Origin of the sequence: Streptomyces sp. P17, assembly GCF_032436805.1 — a bacterium.
Classification (GTDB): domain Bacteria; phylum Actinomycetota; class Actinomycetes; order Streptomycetales; family Streptomycetaceae; genus Streptomyces.
The window spans coordinates 95,601-112,778 of record NZ_JAVRBF010000007.1 but is presented as its reverse complement, the minus strand read 5'-3'; the positions used below and the strand labels follow the sequence as shown (position 1 = coordinate 112,778).

The window sequence follows — 17,178 nt, the reverse complement described above, 5'->3', positions numbered from 1 at the left end:
CGTAGCAGGCTCCCCTCCGTTTCTGCCCGACGGCTCGTCGCCATGCGAGCCCCAAGCCCTACGGAGCATCGGGGGATGCACATGAACAGCGTTCCGCAGCACCTGCACAGTGAGGACCGCCAGGAGTACGAGCGGATCCTCGATGAGGCGCTGCGCTCCGCACCAACCCGCCCGGAACTGGCCGCTGTCGGACAGCGGCTCAACCCCGAACAGCTGCGCACCATGGCGCTCAACGCCTCCGCGATCATCACGGCGGCCGCGGCGACCGAGTACCAGCATTACGTGAAGGTCCGCGAGGAACTGCGCCACCCGGCGCCGTCCACCCCGTCGTCCGTTCGCGAGTCCGGCTCCACCGAGTCGGGTCCGAGCGTGATGGGGCTCGCCGCCACCATGGGAGAGGGCGCCGCCGAGACCGCCGGCGCGGGCATCGTCGCCGTCGCGGCAGTCCTCACCCCCGTCCTCGCCGGAATCGCCGCGGCGATCTTCCTGCTCGTGGGCTACATCCTGAAGATGCTCGAACCCGAGCCGGCGTTCGCCCAGACGATGCTCACCACCGGCTGGGTGTTCGGCGCCGTGACGGCGGCCGCGATCCTCGTCGCCGCCGTCGGACTGCTGCTCACCGCCCTGCGCAACAGGCCGGCACTCGACACCGGCCCCTACGGGCAGTTGGGCAGCGAGGTGGCCCGGGCCAGGGAAGCCTGGCGTGAAGCCCTGCTGGAGCGCGGCATCCTGCCGTTCCTGCGGGACGCGCTGGCCGACCCCGGCACCGCCGCCGCCCTGCACCGCACGGCACCCACGGCGCCGACCAGCCGCATGCCGAGCCTCGGCTACGACCGCCCGGGCTTCTCCAGCCCCGGAGAGGGCCCTGCGTCAGGCCCACGCCCGAGCTTCAGCAGTCCGGACTACACCAGTCCGGATTTCGGGGGCCCGGAGCACCAGCCGGAGTGACCCTGGTCCCTCGGCTTGCGCCCCCCGCCGCGGGGTGCGCAAGCCGAATGTCCGGGCCTTCAGCTGTGATCAGAGGATGCCCGCGCTGCGTGCGGCCACCGTCCAGTGCGGGAACTCCGACAGCAGCCGGTCGTACAGCTCCTGGTCGGGGACCGTGCTGATGTCGTCCACCGCGAAGAAACCGACGTTGTCGACACGGCGGCCGGGCAGGGTGTCGAAGCGCTCCAGGACGCCGTAGTCGGACTTGCCGAGGCCCACGAACTGCCAGAAGATCGGCTCCTCGACGGCCTCCCGGAGCTCCTTCTCGATCTGGGCGTTGCGGTAGACGCCTCCGTCGGAGAAGAACAGCACCAGGGTGGGGACCGGGGCGGGGTTCTGGCGGACGTAGGCGCGGACTTCGGCGATCACCTTCTGTTCCTCGTTCTGGATGCCGACCGTCCGCATGTCGACCTGGCTCTCTTCAAGCCCCTTCTTCCGCTTCTTGGCCCCGAAGAGGCTCATCTCACCGCACCTGACGTGCAGCCGCATCCACTCCGGCAGCTCCCCGAGCCGGAAGTCGGGCAGCCGGGCCGGGTTCGAGGCGAAGGTCCAGGCCTGCATCTCCCCGTCGTCGTCCAACTGCGCGGCCACGGCGGCCATCCGCTCCACGACGTCCGCGACGACTCCCCGGGAGTACAGGAACGACATGGACCCGGAGGCGTCCAGCACCAGGATGACGCGAGCGGTGATACCGGCGGCACCATGCTTGCTGAGACTGACCGCGACCTGCTGCTTACGGAGGTCCAGCCGCTTGCGCATGTCCACGGGCAGGCGCTCTTCGCCCTTGGTGAGACTGGGGGAGGCAGAGGGCGCGGCGGGCGGGGCGGCCGGCGGGGCGGCCGGCGATACGGCGGGCGCCGGCGCCGCCCTCGGCACCGGCGGTGGTGTCGGTAGGGCGGTCTCCTCCTCGTCCACCGAGATGCCGAAGTCCGTTGCCAGCCCCGCGAGTCCGGACGCGTACCCCTGTCCCACCGCCCGGAACTTCCACTTCCCCTGGCGCAGATACAGTTCGCCGCCGATGAACGCGGTCTCCGTGGCCGCCGCCGCGACGAACCGCGCGACCTCGCTCCCGGTCCGGTCGTCGACCAGCTTCAGCGTCAGTCCGGGCACCTGCCCGAACGTCCCGCCGTCGGCCGACGCGCACAGCACGATCCGCTCGACGGCCGGCTCCACCGCCCCGAGGTCGACGGCCACGGTGTCGGTGACGACGCCCCCGACGCGTTGCTTGCCCAGGTGGCTGACGGCCTTGGAGGCGTGGTGCGGCTGGTTGTAGAAGATGAAGTCGGCGTCGTCCCGCACGCGTCCGGCCGCGGTCAGCAGCAGCGCCGAGGCGTCCACGTCGGGCACTCCGGGTCCCTCGGACCAGGAGAGCTCCACGCGTACCGCCGGGGACTCGACAGGAAGATTGGCGCCCTTGCTCAGTGCGGTCATGGGATCAGTCTGCCCAGTGAGGCGGTGCCCCGAAAGCCCGGAACACCACCTCACCCCGGGGCGGCCGCGAACTGACCCAGGTCACCGGGCCGACCGAGCCCCACGGCTCAGGCTGGGCTGTGAGCGCAGGGCTCCCAACCTGTGGTGATCATCGGGGCCGGACAGGCTCTCGTCCATGGCCAGGAGCGACAGAAGCTGCACGGGACGTCCGGCCGAGGCCGCCGCCTCCAGCTTGTGATGGCCGTTGAGCAGGAAATGCGTCAGCCCCCAGTGCTCGTATTCGTCGGTCGACTGGAGGCTCACCGCGGGCTGACAGCGATCCAGCGTCGACACCGCGACTGCAGTCGGCACCGTCCCCTGCGCCATCCGCTCGCCATACTCCGCCACCCGCTCCCGGTCGTTCCAGAGCCCTGACCGACTCAGTGACCCAACGGATCCGCGCTTCGTGTGCTGCCCTCGGGCCGGCTCCGAAACGCGGACCCACCACATGGACCTCAGTCCGCGATCGGCAGGTACACGCGGTTGCCCGCAGCCGCGAACTCCTTGGACTTCTGCGCCATACCTTCCTCGATCTCCCCCGGTGTGCTGCCGTGCTGACGGCGGATGTCCTGCGAGATCTTCATCGAACAGAACTTCGGACCGCACATGGAGCAGAAGTGGGCGGTCTTGGCGGGCTCCGCCGGCAGGGTCTCGTCGTGGAACTCCCGTGCCGTGTCCGGGTCGAGGGCCAGATTGAACTGGTCCTCCCAGCGGAACTCGAAGCGGGCGTCGGACAGGGCGTCGTCCCACTCCTGGGCGCCGGGGTGTCCCTTGGCGAGGTCGGCCGCGTGGGCAGCGATCTTGTAGGTGATGACGCCGGTCTTGACGTCGTCCCGGTTGGGCAGACCCAGGTGCTCCTTGGGCGTGACGTAGCAGAGCATGGCCGTGCCCCACCAGGCGATCATCGCGGCACCGATGCCGGAGGTGATGTGGTCGTACGCGGGCGCGACGTCCGTCGTCAGCGGGCCGAGCGTATAGAACGGAGCTTCATCGCAGATCTCCTGCTGAAGGTCGATGTTCTCCTTGATCTTGTGCATCGGGACATGTCCCGGGCCCTCGATCATGGTCTGTACGTTGAAACGCTTCGCGATCCGGTTGAGTTCCCCGAGCGTCCTCAACTCGGCAAACTGCGCTTCGTCGTTGGCGTCCGCGATCGAGCCGGGCCTGAGGCCGTCGCCGAGCGAGTACGTGACGTCGTAGGCGGCGAGGATCTCGCACAGCTCCTCGAAGTTCTCGTACAGGAAGCTCTCCTTGTGGTGCGCGAGGCACCAAGCCGCCATGATCGAGCCGCCGCGCGAGACGATGCCCGTCTTGCGGTTGGCGGTCAGCGGCACATACGGCAGGCGGACGCCCGCGTGGACCGTCATGTAGTCCACGCCCTGCTCGGCCTGTTCGATGACGGTGTCCTTGTAGATCTCCCAGGTCAGCTCCTCGGCCCTGCCGTCGACCTTTTCGAGGGCCTGGTAGAGCGGCACCGTGCCGATGGGGACGGGGGAGTTGCGCAGCACCCACTCGCGGGTGGTGTGGATATTGCGGCCGGTGGAGAGGTCCATGACCGTGTCGGCGCCCCAGCGGGTCGCCCAGGTCATCTTCTCGACCTCCTCCTCGATGGAGGACGTCACCGCGGAGTTGCCGATGTTGGCGTTGACCTTCACCAGGAACCGCTTGCCGATGATCATCGGCTCGATCTCCGGGTGGTTGACGTTCGCCGGGAGGACCGCACGGCCTGCCGCGATCTCCTCGCGGACGACTTCTGGAGAAACGTTCTCCCGGATGGCGACGTACTCCATCTCGGGCGTGATCTCGCCCCGGCGCGCATACGCGAGCTGGGTGACCGCCTGGCCGTCCCTGCTGCGGCGCGGCAGCCGCGGCCGGCCCGGGAAGACGGCGTCGAGGTTGCGCAGGTTGCCGCCACGGGGCGAGGTGTGCTTGATCCCGTCGTCCTCGGGGCGGACGGGACGGCCCGCGTACTCCTCGGTGTCGCCGCGGGCGATGATCCAGTTCTCCCGCAGCGGGGCCAGACCCCGGCGGACGTCGGTGTCGACGAGCGGATCGGTGTACGGGCCCGAGGTGTCGTACAGCGTGACGGACTGCCCGTTGGTGAGGTGCACCTGACGGACCGGCACCCGTAGATCGGGGCGCGTGCCCTCGACGTACGCCTTGTGCCAGCCGATGGACTTCCCGGCCTCCTGGGACTTCTCGTCCTGGCTGGAGGCAGGCGTGCGTGCGTCCTTGATGGTCATAAGACCTACTCCCTACGCCGGCATTACCCGGTAACAGGTTCGGCGGTCGACGCAGCGGCTTCCGTCTGCCGACGTTCCGTGGGGAAAAGTCACTCGCGTGTGGTGACGTTCCACGTGAAACATCGCTGGGACGGAGGTCAGCGCCCTCTCAGCCCGGTGCTCCGAGCTCCCGCGTGTACAAAGGTGCCCCCACGTTAGCGTCAATTCGGGCGCGGTGAACAGGGGGCCCCTGTCGTTCTCGCGATGATCGGTCGGTGACCACGACGCATGAACCACCGCTCCTGCCTGAGCCGCCCCGCGGTCCCGGTTCCGGATCCACCGGCGGCGGTGACAGGCACGGAAACGGCCACTCCCACAGCCACGCCCATGGACCGGCGGCTCCGGTCTCCAGGCATCTGCGCAAGGTCATCGCGGCGGGTCTCATCCCGTTCACCGCGGCGGTGGTCGCCGGGCTCGTGGTGCTGTGGCCGGACGGCGCGCCCCGCACGAGCGCACCGGAGTCGGCTTCGGCCGGCAGACGCAGCAGGCCACGGTCACCGAGGTCGAGGAGGTCAGCCGCTCCGCGGCGAACGCCTCCGGGGTCCCGCCGACCGGCGACACCTCCACCGCCGAGGGCTCCTCTGCGCAGCAGCAGGAGGGCGGCATCTGCAAGAAGGCCACGGTCCGCGTCGACACCGGCAAGGACAAGGGCCGCACCTTCACCGAGATCGTCCAGCCCGACCAGTCGCGGCAACTTCACGAGGGCGAGAAGGTCGTGGTCGCCTACGAGCCCTCGGCGCCCAAGGACCTCCAGTACGCGGAGGAGATCGTGCGCACGCTGGTCGGCTCGATCGGCCTGGTCGCCTCTGTCCCGGTCACCACGGCTCTGGCCGCCCTGGTGGTCTCGGCCGACCACTCCGAACGGGAGCCCGCGATGGCCGGTGCCCAGACGGCTCCGGGGCGTGGGGGGCGGGGCGGCGGCGCAAGAGGTGAGGCTGGAGGTCGGCCCGAGGTGCTTCCCCGCTCAGCGAAGAAGCGTTCCTGCACGGCCCCGCAGCCCCCGCTGAAGCGTTACGGCACGGCTCCCCGCGCTGCCGTTCCCTAACGCTTCAGCCCGCGCTCTGCTCCTCCGCCAGGATGCGGTCCAGGGCCTCGTCGAGGCTGGCGTCGAAGTCGGACAACGCACCCTCCTGGCCCAGCGGCACCAGCTTGTCGGTGCGGTCGAGGAACGCCACGAGCGGCGCCGCGGAGGAGCGGAACAGCGCGTGATCGCCGCCGACCTGAAGCCGGATCAACACATCGCCGAGCTCATCGGGGTCGGCGGGTGTGACGCGCACATCGCCCTCACCGCACGGCCGGCCCACACCGTCGATCAGCAGCTCCCGCCCGAACGCCCAGGTCACCGGGGCGTCTCCGGGCAGATGGAAGGTCAGCCGCACGGCGTAGGGATCACAGGTCTCGTATCGCAGCTCCACCGGAATGCGGAAGGAGAGCTCCTCGGAGACGAGAAAGCTCATCATGACCTCTGCCTGTACGGACTCGCGCATCGCCTACCCCGTCATCTGCCGTCGGATTGGCCAGGAATGATCCCCCTGACACTGAGGCATCTTGCTGAACGTACACGGCAGATCACAAGGAGTGAGTTTTCAGATACTGATAGAGATCGCCAGTGACCCGAGATGACGTCCGATCTCGGTCTGCAACTGCCGTGCCGCGGCCAGCAGACGGTCGGCCTGATGAACCGGAAGAGAGATCGCCATCGTCGCCGCGGTGGTACCGACGGTGATCGGAATCGCCGCGCACACCGTGCCCAGTGCGTACTCCTGGCGCTCGATCACCAGTTCCATGCGCCGCGTCCGGTCCAGGCGCCGCAGCAGGGTGTGGTCGTCGCGCACGGTGTACGGGGTGATGGGCTGTACCGGATAGCGCTCCAGATGGTCCCGGCGGGTGGCCTCGTCCACCTGGGCCAGCAGGCACTGCCCGATGGCATGCGCGTGCCCGGTCTCGCGGAAGTCGGCCCACTCCTCGACCGCCGGGTTGCCCGGGGTGTCGGAGACACACATGACCTCGATCTCCCCCTCCTGGTACACCGCGTAGTACACGGGTACGCCGATGGCGTCCCGCCAGTGCGCGAGCGCGTCGGCGACCGTGCTGCGACGTTTCTGCTGTGCTCCGCTGCTGCTCAGCCGCTCGGCCGCCTCCCCGAGGAAGAACAGGCCTTTGTCCCGGCGGAGATAGCCCTCGTGGACGAGGGTGCGCAGCAGGTGATAGGCGGTGGGCAGCGCCAGGCCGTTCTCCCGGGCCAGTTGCTTGGCGGGGGCGCCGTGCTCGTGGTCGGCGACGGATTCCAGCAGGCGCATGGCGCGTTGGACGGATCCGATGAGGGTGGCGGAGCCGGAGGAACTCGCCAGGGCCGCGGGATCCGCGGACGCCGAGGGGCTTGCCGGACCCGGAGAGTTCGCGGAACCGGAGAGACTCGTCGGGCTCGTGGGGCCCGCGGAGCTTTGGGGGGTCGGCTGGGTCGGGGGCCGGACGCAGGTTCCGGTGCCGGGGTGAGGGGCCCGGGCGGGTGCGCGGGCTGCGGGGGATTCTGAGGGTGCGGTGTCAACCGTGGCCAAGGATCACTCCCGGAGCGCGAGGGGGCAGCCCGTGCGGGGAACACGGGTGGGGGTGTACGCCGCTCGCGGGGTCGTCCCCGCGTCGATTTCCGGACTCTAATCGTCCGCCACCGCTCGCAGACGGCCTGCCCGGAAACTTCCCTCGGCCGAGGGAACCGATGATTCTGGTTACCGCTCAGCGGTTGCCCGCGGGGCCCTCAGAAGTCGCTCCGCGAAGAAGAGCTCGACGTGAACTTCCGTACGACATAAATGAGTCCGCCGACCAGGGCCACGAAGACCAGCACCTTGAACAGCAGCCCGATGACGAAGCCGACGACGCTCGCTATCAGCCCGCCGAACACCACCAGGGCGATGACCGGCACCGCGATCCACTTCACCCACCACGGCAGTCCCGCGAAGATCTCACCCATCGCCCTCGTCCTTACCTCTCCGCCCGTCGCTGTGCCGGGTCCCGTCGGACGGGCCCGCGCTGTACCGGCGGACCCGTCTCTGCTTGCCTGCCTTCGATGCTAGGGGCGCGGAGGGCTCCGGCGGGGGCCTGGCGCCCCCTGTCCTCCCCTGATCGATCCCCTAGGGAATCCGGGGGCGGACCCTCAGCTCTCGGGCGGAGAGAACACCACGAGCACCCGCAGATCCTCGCTGATGTGGTGGAACCTGTGCGCCACGCCGGCCGGCACGTACACCACGCTGCCCCGCGCCACCTGGGTGGTCTCCATGCCGACGGTGATCGCGGCACGGCCGCTCACGACGAAGTAGACCTCGTCCTGGTTGTGCGGCTTCTGTGGATCACGCTCACCCGCATTCAGCGCGTACAGACCGACCGACATGTTCCGCTCCCGCAGAAACTGCAGGTAGGCGCCCTCATTGGCGGCGCGCTCCGCCTCCAGTTCATCCAGCCGGAATGCCTTCATCGCTCTTGTCCGCCCTCGTCCCACTGCTCGCATGCGATCTCGTCTGCCACGATCAGACACATGAAGAATTTCGTAGTCAAGACGATCGCCAACGCGGGTGCCCTGGCGGTCGCCGTATGGCTGCTGGACAAGATCACCCTCACCGGTGGCAGCACCGGCAAGAAGGTCGGCACCCTGCTCCTGGTCGCACTGATCTTCGGTCTGGTCAACTTCCTGGTGAAGCCCGTCGTGAAGCTGCTGAGCCTGCCGCTGCTCATCCTGACGCTCGGCCTGTTCACGCTGATCGTCAACGCGCTGATGCTGCTGCTGACCTCCTGGCTCGCCGACACGCTCGACCTGAGCTTCCACGTCGAGGGCTTCTGGACCGCCGTACTCGGCGGCCTGATCATCTCGATCGTCTCCTGGGCGCTCAACGTCGTCCTGCCCGACGGGGACTGAGCGCCGATGACATACCGCGTCTGCTTCGTGTGCACCGGCAACATCTGCCGCTCCCCGATGGCCGAGTTTGTCTTCCGCGCGCGGGTGGCGGAGGCCGGGCTCGACGGCTTGGTCGAGGTCGACAGCGCCGGCACGGGCGGCTGGCACGAGGGCGACCCGGCCGACCCGCGCACCGTCTCCGTCCTGGCGGAGCACGGCTACGACAGCGGCCACACCGCCCGGCAGTTCGAGGCCTCCTGGTTCGCCCGCCTGGACCTGGTCGTGGCGCTCGACGAGGGCCACCTCAAGGCCCTGCGCCGGCTCGCCCCGACCGAGCAGGACGCGGCGAAGGTGCGCCTGTTGCGGTCGTACGACCCCACCGCCGGCGACGACCTCGACGTACCGGACCCGTACTACGGGGGCATGGAGGGCTTCGAGGAGTGCCTGGCGATGGTCGAGGCGTCGAGCACCGGGCTGCTCGACGCGGTGCGCGAGCAGGCGGAGGAGCGGGCGGCATGAGCGACGCCGCGCGGGGCACGGGCGACGGCACGCGCGCGGTGCGTGCCGGACTGCCCGAGCCGGTCAAGCACGAACCGACTCTGCCCGGCCCGGTGTTCGCCGCCCACTTCCATCTCCCGGGCGACCCCACCGGCCCGTACACCTACGGCCGCGACGAGAACCCGACCTGGACCCATCTGGAGCGGGCCGTAGGCGAGTTGGAGGCGCCGGACCAGCACGGTGTCGAGACGCTCGTGTTCGCCTCCGGCATGGCCGCCGTCTCCTCGGTGCTGTTCTCCCAGCTGCGCGCCGGGGACGCGGTCGTCCTGCCCAGCGACGGCTATCAGGCACTGCCCCTGGTGCGCGACCAGCTTCAGGCATACGGCATCGAGGTGCGCACCGCGCCGACCGGCGGCGACGCTCAGCTCGACGTCCTCGACGGCGCCCGGCTTCTGTGGCTGGAGACGCCCTCCAATCCCGGCCTGGACGTCTGCGACATCCGGCGGCTGGTCGAGGCGGCACACGCGCGTGGCGCCCTCGTCGCCGTCGACAACACGCTCCCGACACCGCTCGGGCAGCGCCCGCTGGAGCTCGGCGCCGACTTCTCGGTGGCGAGCGGCACCAAGCAGCTCACCGGGCACGGCGACCTCCTGCTCGGCTACGTCTGTGGCCGCGCCGGTGAGGCGATGACAGCCGTCCGCCGCTGGCGCAAGATCGTCGGCGCGATTCCGGGTCCCATGGAGGCATGGCTCGCGCACCGCTCCCTCGCCACCCTCCAGTTGCGCGTGGCCCGGCAGAACGCGACGGCCCTGGCGGTCGCGGAGGCGCTGCGCGACGGGCCGGAGGAGCTCGGGGTGCGCTACCCGGGGCTGCCCACCGACCCCTCGCACACGACCGCCGCACGGCAGATGCGGGGCTATGGGTGCGTGGTCTCCTTCACGCTCCCCACGCGCGCGCGTGCCGAGCGTTTTCTCGACGCGCTGCGGCTCGTGGACGACGCGACCAGTTTCGGCGGGGTGCGGTCCACGGCCGAGCGGCGCGGACGCTGGGGCGGGGACGCGGTGCCGGAGGGCTTCATCCGGCTCTCGGTCGGCGCCGAGGACCCCGAGGACCTTGTGGCGGATGTGCTGCGAGCGCTGGACGAGTCGGCGGGCTGAGCGCCTCGGTGGGGCCCGGCTACGTACAACGGACGGTCCGAGCCTCCCCCCTCGTGGCTCGGACCGTCCTCGGTTCCGCGCGCGAAGAACCGCGCGAACAAGGCTAGTTGACTCTGTGTCAGTGTCCAATCACAGTAGCGACAGAGACCTATCGACTTATTTATAGTTGGGCGCGGCCGGGGGGCTGAGGGAGGGCGGAGAAGGGGAGGGCGTGACATGGACCTGGCCTTGTTACGCACCTTCGTGACCGTGCACCGGGCCGGCTCCTTCACCCGCGCCGCCGCCCTGCTCGGCCTGTCCCAGCCCGCTGTGACCTCCCAGATCCGCACCCTCGAACGACAACTGGGGCGCCCCCTGTTCCTCCGCCAGGCCCGGGGCGTGACCCCGACGACCATCGGCGACGAACTCGCGCACAAGGCCGCGCCGCACCTGGACGCCCTGGTCGAGATCACCGAGACCGGCCTCGACGACGAGTCCTCCTTACGCACCCTGCACCTTGCCGGGCCTCCCGAGTTCACCGCCGAACGGGCCCTGCCCGCGCTCACCGAGCTGACCGGGGACGACGGCCAGGGCTTCGCGCTGCGGGCGTCCTTCGGCAATGCCGAGGAGACGCTGGAGGGGCTGGCCGCCGGACATCATGATCTGGCCATCTGCACGGCCCGCCCACGGGGCGCTCTGCTCACCGCGACTGCGCTCTGCGACGAAGAGCATGTGCTGCTGGCCGCCCCGCGCTGGGCCGACAAGATCGGCGCCGGGGCACCGCACCGCAATGGAGCACCCGCGCTGGAGGACGTGCCGGTGATCGAGGTGCATGAGTCGCTGCCCTTCGTCTCCCGCTACTGGGCCTCCGTCTTCGACTCCCGCCCGGCCGTCGCCGGCACCGTCATCGTCCCCGACCTACGGGCCGTCCTGGCGTGCGCGGTCGCGGGCGCGGGCCTCGCGGTCCTGCCCCGCTATCTGTGTGCGCCCGCTCTGGACCGAGGCGACGTCCTTTCCCTGCACGAACCCGCCGTACCGCCCCTGCGAACGTACTTCCTGGTGGTCCGCACCGGCACGCTCGCGATGCCGCATATCGCGCGAGCCCATGAATGGCTGCTGCAGGCGGCTTCCGACTGGTGCTGAGCGCACTGCGGGCTCAGGCCAAGGGGAGATCACCCGCTGAGCTCGCCTCGTGACGTTTCGCGATGTTTCACGTGGAACCAGCCGGGCCACATTTCTCCCATGACCGTCCGACCCGTGGTCAAGCGCACCGCCCGCGCCGTTCTGCTGGACGGTGACGACCTTATTCTGATCAAGCGCACCAAGCCGGGCATGGATCCCTACTGGCTGACCCCCGGCGGCGGGGTGGAACCGACGGACACGACCGTCGTGGAGGCCCTGCACCGCGAGGTGCACGAGGAACTCGGCGCCAAGATCATCGACGTGGTGCCCTGTTTCGTCGACACCGTCGAGCACATCGGCGAGGACGGCGGCGCGACCGGAGTGAAGGTCCAGCACTTCTTCGTGTGCCGTCTGGAGTCGATGGACACGTCCCTGCGGCACGGCCCCGAGGTCGACGAACCGATCGGCGAGTACGAGATCGTGCGCGTGCCGTTCACCCGCGTAGGCATCGCCTCCGTACACCTCGTTCCGCTGTCGCTGCGCCACTATCTGGACGGCAACATCGAGGGCGTACGGGCCATGCACGCCCCGGACCTCGGCTGAGGTCAGCCTCCCGCGCCGACCAGCTCCTCCAGCGAGTCGTGGCGTATGCGCTCCGAGGGGACACCGATGTCCCTGAGGACGTCCACACCGCTGCGGATCATCCCCGGCGGGCCCGAGACATAGGCGTCGTACTCGTACCAGGGCCCGAACTCGCGTATGGCGTCGGGCAGCTGTACGAGTCCGTGCCGGTCCACCACGGGGCGGACCTCCAGCCACGGGTGGGACTGCTGGAGCCTGAGCATCGTGTCGATGTCGTACAGGTCGTGGTCACTGCGGGCGCCGTAGAACACCTCGACCGGCCTTCGCTCGCCGTGCTCGGCGACGTCCTCGACCAGCGCCTTGATGGGGGCTATCCCGGTGCCGCCGCCGAGACAGAGCAGTCCGCTGTCGGTGGTGTGGTCCACGGTCATCGAGCCGGCCGGCGGGCCGAGCCGGAGGATGTCGCCGGGACGGGCCCGGTGCACCAGCGCGTTGGACACCCAGCCCGCAGGGACGGCCTTCACATGGAACGACAGCAGGCCGTCGGAGCGGGGCGCCGAGGCGAAGGAGTAGTGCCGCCAGATCCGCGGCCACCAGGGCGTCTCCAGGCTGGTGTACTGCCCGGCGAGGAAGGGGTAGGGCTGGTCGGGGCGGACCGTGACGACCGCGACGTCCGGGGTCCTCAGATCGTGCGAGACGACCTCCGCGTACCACCAGGCCGGGGCGCGCAGTTCGTCCGCGGCCGCCGCGTCGATCATCACCTGCGAGATGGTTGTGTACGTCCGCACCCAGGCCGCCTCCGTCTCCGCGTCCCAGATGGCGGAGGCGTACTTGCTCAGCGCGCCGATGAGGCATTCGCCCACGGCCGGGTAGTGCTCGGCCCGGGTGCCGTACTTGCGGTGGCCCCGGCCGAGGTTCTGCAGATACGCGACCAGGACCTCGGTGTTGTCGATGTGCTCGGCGGCCGTGAGCAGCGCCTTGAGAAGCCGGTCCCGCTGGGTGTCCATGGCGGCCGGGAACAGGGAGCGCAGGTCGGGGTGGCGGACGAAGAGCAGCGCGTAGAAGTACGAGGTCACCTTGTCGGCAACAGGGCCGACTTCGGCCATCGTCCGGCGGACGAGAACGGCGTCCGGGGAGGCCTCCTGCGCGGGGGCGGGGCGCTGGACGGGGACGCGGGGCTCGGCGGGCTGCGGAGGTGCGGGGGGTGTCCGGGGTGCGGGCCGGACGGGTATGCCGGGCGGCGCGGCCTCGGGCGGGGCCGGCTCCGGCGCTGCCGACGGTGAAGTGTCCTGCCGCATTGTCGGGTTCACGCCGGCGCCCTGTCCGGGCCTGCCCACCGGGCGCATGGCCGCCAGGCGGCTGCCCTCGGTCGTCTCCGGCTCACTGCCCTGAGCCGGCGGCGGCGTGCGCGGCGTGAACCAGCCGCCCCCGCCGCCGGAAGTGCCGTTGTCGGCCGACGTGGTGGTCGGAGCGTCCATGGTGTGTGCCTCGCCTCGAACATCTTTCGGTCGGTCTGCGCACTTCCTTGGTCGGAAGGTGCCTGCTTTCCCCCGCAGACGGCTTGCTTCCCCGTGACGGCTTGCCTTCCCCGTTCGGCCCCCTGGCCAATGCGGCCACATTCAACCCGTATTCACACTTCGTACGGACAAGTAAGGGGAGAGTGTGACATTGGCCGCAGTCTCGTCACCGCAGCATCCCACCGCGCGTGCATACCCCGGTCGCATAAGCGCAAATGCGGGTCTTCGATCTCTCCGTCCCGTTAGGCTGCGTTGCCCTGTTCTCGGCTCGCACGGGTCGTGTGCGCTCATTCCGGCGCCCGTCCCGGATGCGAACCGGAGTCGACCATACCGGCCAGCGCCGCGCACACAAGTCCCCCCATCCCCCGTCACTTGTCGACCAGGGGTGAAGGCGCGATTTCGTTCAATTACCGGGCGTGCTGCACCAATTCATAGGCTTCCCACAGATCCCTCCCCATGTAGGAGTGGGTCGCCAGACCGGACAGACGGCGGTCCGCGTTGACCGCCACGGAGATCGGTACGGCCGCGAACAGGTCCATGTCCGACAGGGAGTCGCCATAGGCGATGCAGTCGGCTCGCGTGACGCCGAACTCGGCACACAGGCAGTCGGCGACGAGCACCTTGGCGGCGGCACTGAGAACACCGGCCGGATCGACCGGCTCGGTGAACGGCAGGGCGGGAAAGCGGGATCCATGGGCCGCGTGAGCGCCCCATCCGGTGAGCCGCTCGACGAAGAACGACGGGGACAGGGACACCACCGCGCAGTAGTCCCCCCGCTGTCCGATCTCCGCCCAGACCTCGCGGATACGGTCCAGCCAGGGGGCGGCCTCGAAAGCGGCCGTGACATGCGCCTCGGTGAGCTGCGCCCAGAGCGTGTGCACCTGCGCCGCGTACTCGGGTGGGCCGATCCCGCCCTCCGAGATCGCCAGGTCGAGGGCCACCGTCTCGGCTTCCAGCTCGAGTTGCCGTGAGATCTCCACGGGTGCGGAGGTGCCGTGCAGCAAGGTGCCGTCGAGGTCGAAGAGATGCAGGCGTGCCATGATCGGTGAGGCTAGTGCGCCCTGGGCAGCCCGCCCAGCGGTCGGATGACCGGACGCATGCTGTTCGTCCATGTTTCACGTGAAACAGCCTGCGCCGGTCAGCGCCCGGTGCCGTTGGCCATGACGTGGCCAAAAGCTCATACGTCTCCCCGGAAACGGGTGGACGGCGAGGCCACCGGTCAGACAGCCTGACCTGCGTGCCGACTCCTTCCCCCGCCGCTCTGCCCATCCGCCGTCTGACGCTGCGCGATCTCGCTGCCTGCGCCGACCTGTCCGAGAACCGGGGATGGCCCCGGGAGGAACACAAGTGGGGCCTCCTCCTCACCGCGGGGAAGGGCTATGGCATCGACGACCCCGAGGGCGGACTCATCACCGCCTGCGTGGTCACCGAGTACGGCCCGCACGAGCGCCCCGATCTGGCGGCCATCGGCATGGTGCTGGTCGCCGAACGGCACGCCCGCAAGGGCATCGGACGTCACCTGATGCGGCGTGTCGTCTCGGACCTGGGCACCACGCCCCTGACGCTGCACGCGACGCCGAACGGCCGCCCGCTCTACGAGGAACTCGGCTTCAAGGCCACCGGCCGGGCGGAGATGCTGCGCGGCCACTTCACGCCCCGCGGACCGGAGCCGGAGGTCGCCACACGTGCGGCCACCGCCGAGGACCTCACCGCGATCCTCCGGCTCGACGAGGAGGTCTTCGGCTCCGACCGCACGCCTGTCATCACCCGGCTGCCCGCCTTCGCCGATCAGCTGCGGGTCGCCGAGGAGGACGGCCGGATCACCGGATACGCGGCCGCCTGGCCCAACATGGAGACCCATGTCGTCGGTCCGCTGATCGCCCGCGACGCCCGGACCGCACAGTCCCTGATCGCCTCCCTCGCCGCCCGCACCGACCGCCCCCTGCGCACCGACATCGACGTACGCCACGAAGAGCTGCTGGCCTGGGCCAAGGAGCGGGGTCTGGTCTCCGTCGCCTTCAACGCGGTGATGACCTACGGCATCTCCGAACTGCCCGGGGACTGGCAGCGGCGATTCGCCCCGCTCACGGTGGCGGCGGGCTGAGCCACCCGGACACGACGACGCCGGCTCCCGCGAGCTGTCGGGAACCGGCGTTCGGGGTCGGTCGGCGATGCGGGAGGGCACCTGCGTTCGTAGTCGGTCAGCGGCGCGGGAGAGCACCCGCGGTCGTAGTCGGTCAGCGGCGCGGGAGAGCACCCGCGGTCGTAGTCGGTCAGCGGCGCGGGAGAGCACCTGTTTTCGGGGTCGTTCAGCGGCGCGGGAGAGCACCTGCGTTCGGGGTCGTTCAGCGGCGCGGGAGAGCACCTGCGTTCGGGGTCGTTCAGCGGCGCGGGAGAGCACCCGCGGTCGTAGTCGGTCAGCGGCGCGGGAGAGCACCTGCGGTCGTAGTCGGTCAGCGGCGCGCCAGGGCGTCGGCGGGCGCGGACCCGGCGACGACGGCACTGGGCCTGCGGTCCCGGCGCTCCAGGGCGGCCGAGAGGAGCGCGAGCAGGAGCGCGGCGGCGGCGAGAGCGGCGCCGACCCAGTTGGGGGAGGTGTACCCGAGGCCGGCCGCGATGACGAGGCCGCCGAGCCAGGCGGAGAGCGCGTTGCCGAGATTGAAGGCACCGATGTTGACCGCCGAGGCCAGCGTCGGAGCGCCGTGGGCCTGGTCGAGGACGCGCTTCTGCAGCGGCGGGACGGTGGCGAAGCCCAGGGCGCCGATCAGGGCGATGGTGACGGCCGCGAGGACCTTGTTGTGGGCGGTGAGGGTGAACAGCGCCAGGACGACGGCGAGGGCGCCCAGCGAGACGTAGAGCAGAGGCATCAGAGCGCGGTCGGCGAACCTGCCGCCGACGAGGTTGCCGCCGACCATGCCGAGCCCGAAGAGCACCAGCAGCCAGGTGACCGAGCCGTCGGCGAAACCGGCGACGTGGGTCATCATCGGCACGATGTAGGTGATGGCCGCGAAGACCCCGCCGAAGCCGAGCACGGTCATCGCCATAGCGAGCAGGACCTGGGGGTTCCTGAAGGCGGCCAGTTCCTGGCGCAGCCGCACTCCTTCCGGCTGAGGCAGATCGGGGACGAGCCGGGCGATGCCGGCGAGACCGATCACACCGAGGGCGGCGACGATGCCGAAGGTGACGCGCCAGCCGACGGACTGCCCGACAAAGGTGCCGAGCGGGACTCCGACCACGTTGGCGACGGTGAGTCCGGTGAACATCATCGCGATGGCGCCGGCCTTCTTGTCAGGGGCGACCAGGTCGGCGGCGACGACCGAGCCGATGCCGAGGAAGGCCCCGTGGGCGAGTGAGGCGACCACCCGGCCGATCAGCATGACGGCGAAGGAGGGAGCGAGCGCGGACAGCAGGTTTCCGGCGATGAACAGGCCCATCAGCAGCATCAGCGTCCGCTTGCGGGAGACCTTGGTGCCGAGCACGGTCATCAGCGACGCTCCGGCCACGACACCGAGGGCGTAGCCGGTCACGAGCAGACCCGCGGTGGGGATGGAGACCCCGAAGTCGTCGGCGGCCTCGGGCAACAAGCCCATGATCACGAACTCGGTCGTGCCGATGCCGAAGGCCCCGATCGCCAGGGCCAGAAGCGCGAGCGGCATGGGGGTGCCACCTTCCAAAAATTGCAGAAGAGCTTTATGGGC

Annotated in this window: 17 protein-coding genes, 1 pseudogene and 1 riboswitch; of the genes and pseudogenes, 8 read left to right on the top strand and 10 right to left on the bottom strand. The window is 69.9% G+C overall.

Annotated elements, in window-relative coordinates; translation table 11 throughout:
* Positions 1-75 precede the first annotated feature (75 nt).
* A complete protein-coding gene (locus RMT89_RS06530; RefSeq protein ID WP_315882954.1) occupies positions 76-948 on the top strand; it encodes a hypothetical protein in 873 nt (290 codons plus the stop codon).
* A 69-nt stretch (positions 949-1,017) separates the two neighbouring features.
* Here the strand turns inward: RMT89_RS06530 and RMT89_RS06525 are convergent, their stop codons facing one another.
* The 3 genes from RMT89_RS06525 to thiC form a co-directional block, all read right to left on the bottom strand.
* Positions 1,018-2,418, bottom strand: a complete 1,401-nt coding sequence (locus RMT89_RS06525) for a VWA domain-containing protein (protein ID WP_315882953.1) — start codon at positions 2,416-2,418, stop codon at positions 1,018-1,020.
* Between the two features lie 81 nt (positions 2,419-2,499).
* Positions 2,500-2,805, bottom strand: coding sequence for a hypothetical protein (locus RMT89_RS06520; protein WP_315882952.1), 306 nt, complete (start codon positions 2,803-2,805; stop codon positions 2,500-2,502).
* Positions 2,806-2,912: 107 nt separating this feature from the next.
* Positions 2,913-4,700: a phosphomethylpyrimidine synthase ThiC gene (thiC, locus tag RMT89_RS06515; protein ID WP_315882951.1), complete on the bottom strand. Its 1,788-nt coding sequence runs from the start codon at positions 4,698-4,700 to the stop codon at positions 2,913-2,915.
* Positions 4,693-4,883, bottom strand: a riboswitch (TPP riboswitch). (Overlaps the previous gene by 8 nt.)
* Positions 4,884-4,954: 71 nt before the next feature.
* Between thiC and RMT89_RS06510 the strand changes: the two are divergent.
* Positions 4,955-5,586, top strand: a pseudogene (locus RMT89_RS06510) (YibE/F family protein); the annotation flags it as partial.
* Positions 5,587-5,788: 202 nt separating this feature from the next.
* Here the strand turns inward: RMT89_RS06510 and RMT89_RS06505 are convergent.
* From RMT89_RS06505 to RMT89_RS06490, 4 genes are all read right to left on the bottom strand, one after another.
* Positions 5,789-6,226, bottom strand: coding sequence for an SsgA family sporulation/cell division regulator (locus RMT89_RS06505; protein ID WP_315882950.1), 438 nt, complete (start codon positions 6,224-6,226; stop codon positions 5,789-5,791).
* 99 nt (positions 6,227-6,325) lie between these two features.
* Positions 6,326-7,297 (bottom strand): IclR family transcriptional regulator, encoded by a 972-nt coding sequence (locus tag RMT89_RS06500; RefSeq protein ID WP_399497666.1) that lies wholly within the window; start codon positions 7,295-7,297, stop codon positions 6,326-6,328.
* A gap of 197 nt (positions 7,298-7,494) precedes the next feature.
* The gene (locus tag RMT89_RS06495) at positions 7,495-7,707 is read right to left on the bottom strand and encodes a DUF5326 family protein (protein ID WP_315882949.1); all 213 of its coding nucleotides are present in this window, start codon (positions 7,705-7,707) and stop codon (positions 7,495-7,497) included.
* Between the two features lie 183 nt (positions 7,708-7,890).
* The gene (locus RMT89_RS06490) at positions 7,891-8,208 is read right to left on the bottom strand and encodes a cupin domain-containing protein (protein ID WP_315882948.1); all 318 of its coding nucleotides are present in this window, start codon (positions 8,206-8,208) and stop codon (positions 7,891-7,893) included.
* A gap of 60 nt (positions 8,209-8,268) precedes the next feature.
* Here RMT89_RS06490 and RMT89_RS06485 point away from each other — a divergent pair, with 60 nt between their 5' ends.
* The 5 genes from RMT89_RS06485 to RMT89_RS06465 all read left to right on the top strand — a co-directional run bounded on the left by RMT89_RS06485 (position 8,269) and on the right by RMT89_RS06465 (position 11,984).
* Positions 8,269-8,646, top strand: a complete 378-nt coding sequence (locus RMT89_RS06485) for a phage holin family protein (protein ID WP_315882947.1) — start codon at positions 8,269-8,271, stop codon at positions 8,644-8,646.
* Positions 8,647-8,652: 6 nt separating this feature from the next.
* Positions 8,653-9,144 carry a low molecular weight protein-tyrosine-phosphatase gene (locus RMT89_RS06480; protein WP_315882946.1) on the top strand — a complete coding sequence of 164 codons (492 nt, stop codon included), beginning with the start codon at positions 8,653-8,655 and terminating at the stop codon, positions 9,142-9,144.
* Entirely contained in the window at positions 9,141-10,280 is a 1,140-nt protein-coding gene (locus RMT89_RS06475; RefSeq protein ID WP_315882945.1) for a cystathionine gamma-lyase, read from the top strand. The genes RMT89_RS06480 and RMT89_RS06475 overlap by 4 nt, the downstream gene beginning before the upstream one ends.
* A 216-nt stretch (positions 10,281-10,496) precedes the next feature.
* Positions 10,497-11,402, top strand: coding sequence for a LysR family transcriptional regulator (locus RMT89_RS06470; protein WP_315882944.1), 906 nt, complete (start codon positions 10,497-10,499; stop codon positions 11,400-11,402).
* Positions 11,403-11,501: 99 nt separating this feature from the next.
* Positions 11,502-11,984, top strand: a complete 483-nt coding sequence (locus tag RMT89_RS06465; RefSeq protein WP_315882943.1) for an NUDIX hydrolase — start codon at positions 11,502-11,504, stop codon at positions 11,982-11,984.
* A gap of 2 nt (positions 11,985-11,986) precedes the next feature.
* Here the strand turns inward: RMT89_RS06465 and RMT89_RS06460 are convergent, their stop codons facing one another.
* Both RMT89_RS06460 and RMT89_RS06455 read right to left on the bottom strand, forming a co-directional pair.
* On the bottom strand, positions 11,987-13,441 hold the full coding sequence (locus RMT89_RS06460; protein WP_315882942.1) for a globin domain-containing protein: 1,455 nt from the start codon (positions 13,439-13,441) through the stop codon (positions 11,987-11,989).
* Between the two features lie 446 nt (positions 13,442-13,887).
* Positions 13,888-14,520, bottom strand: a complete 633-nt coding sequence (locus tag RMT89_RS06455) for a haloacid dehalogenase-like hydrolase (RefSeq protein ID WP_315882941.1) — start codon at positions 14,518-14,520, stop codon at positions 13,888-13,890.
* A 197-nt stretch (positions 14,521-14,717) separates the two neighbouring features.
* Between RMT89_RS06455 and RMT89_RS06450 the strand changes: the two genes are divergently transcribed.
* On the top strand, positions 14,718-15,584 hold the full coding sequence (locus RMT89_RS06450) for a GNAT family N-acetyltransferase (protein WP_315882940.1): 867 nt from the start codon (positions 14,718-14,720) through the stop codon (positions 15,582-15,584).
* 349 nt (positions 15,585-15,933) lie between these two features.
* Here the strand turns inward: RMT89_RS06450 and RMT89_RS06445 are convergent, their stop codons facing one another.
* Positions 15,934-17,136 carry an MFS transporter gene (locus RMT89_RS06445; protein WP_315882939.1) on the bottom strand — a complete coding sequence of 401 codons (1,203 nt, stop codon included), beginning with the start codon at positions 17,134-17,136 and terminating at the stop codon, positions 15,934-15,936.
* Between the last annotated feature and the right edge of the window lie 42 nt (positions 17,137-17,178).

Bases quoted from the DNA above. Each gene is read 5' to 3' on its own strand.
- thiC (WP_315882951.1), bottom strand. From the start codon at position 4,700: ATGACCATCAAGGACGCACGCACGCCTGCCTCCAGCCAGGACGAGAAG.
- RMT89_RS06470 (WP_315882944.1), top strand. From the start codon at position 10,497: ATGGACCTGGCCTTGTTACGCACCTTCGTGACCGTGCACCGGGCCGGC.
- RMT89_RS06445 (WP_315882939.1), bottom strand. From the start codon at position 17,136: ATGCCGCTCGCGCTTCTGGCCCTGGCGATCGGGGCCTTCGGCATCGGC.
- RMT89_RS06460 (WP_315882942.1), bottom strand. From the start codon at position 13,441: ATGGACGCTCCGACCACCACGTCGGCCGACAACGGCACTTCCGGCGGC.
- RMT89_RS06455 (WP_315882941.1), bottom strand. From the start codon at position 14,520: ATGGCACGCCTGCATCTCTTCGACCTCGACGGCACCTTGCTGCACGGC.
- RMT89_RS06525 (WP_315882953.1), bottom strand. From the start codon at position 2,418: ATGACCGCACTGAGCAAGGGCGCCAATCTTCCTGTCGAGTCCCCGGCG.
- RMT89_RS06505 (WP_315882950.1), bottom strand. From the start codon at position 6,226: ATGCGCGAGTCCGTACAGGCAGAGGTCATGATGAGCTTTCTCGTCTCC.
- RMT89_RS06475 (WP_315882945.1), top strand. From the start codon at position 9,141: ATGAGCGACGCCGCGCGGGGCACGGGCGACGGCACGCGCGCGGTGCGT.
- RMT89_RS06480 (WP_315882946.1), top strand. From the start codon at position 8,653: ATGACATACCGCGTCTGCTTCGTGTGCACCGGCAACATCTGCCGCTCC.
- RMT89_RS06495 (WP_315882949.1), bottom strand. From the start codon at position 7,707: ATGGGTGAGATCTTCGCGGGACTGCCGTGGTGGGTGAAGTGGATCGCG.
- RMT89_RS06530 (WP_315882954.1), top strand. From the start codon at position 76: ATGCACATGAACAGCGTTCCGCAGCACCTGCACAGTGAGGACCGCCAG.
- RMT89_RS06490 (WP_315882948.1), bottom strand. From the start codon at position 8,208: ATGAAGGCATTCCGGCTGGATGAACTGGAGGCGGAGCGCGCCGCCAAT.
- RMT89_RS06485 (WP_315882947.1), top strand. From the start codon at position 8,269: ATGAAGAATTTCGTAGTCAAGACGATCGCCAACGCGGGTGCCCTGGCG.
- RMT89_RS06465 (WP_315882943.1), top strand. From the start codon at position 11,502: ATGACCGTCCGACCCGTGGTCAAGCGCACCGCCCGCGCCGTTCTGCTG.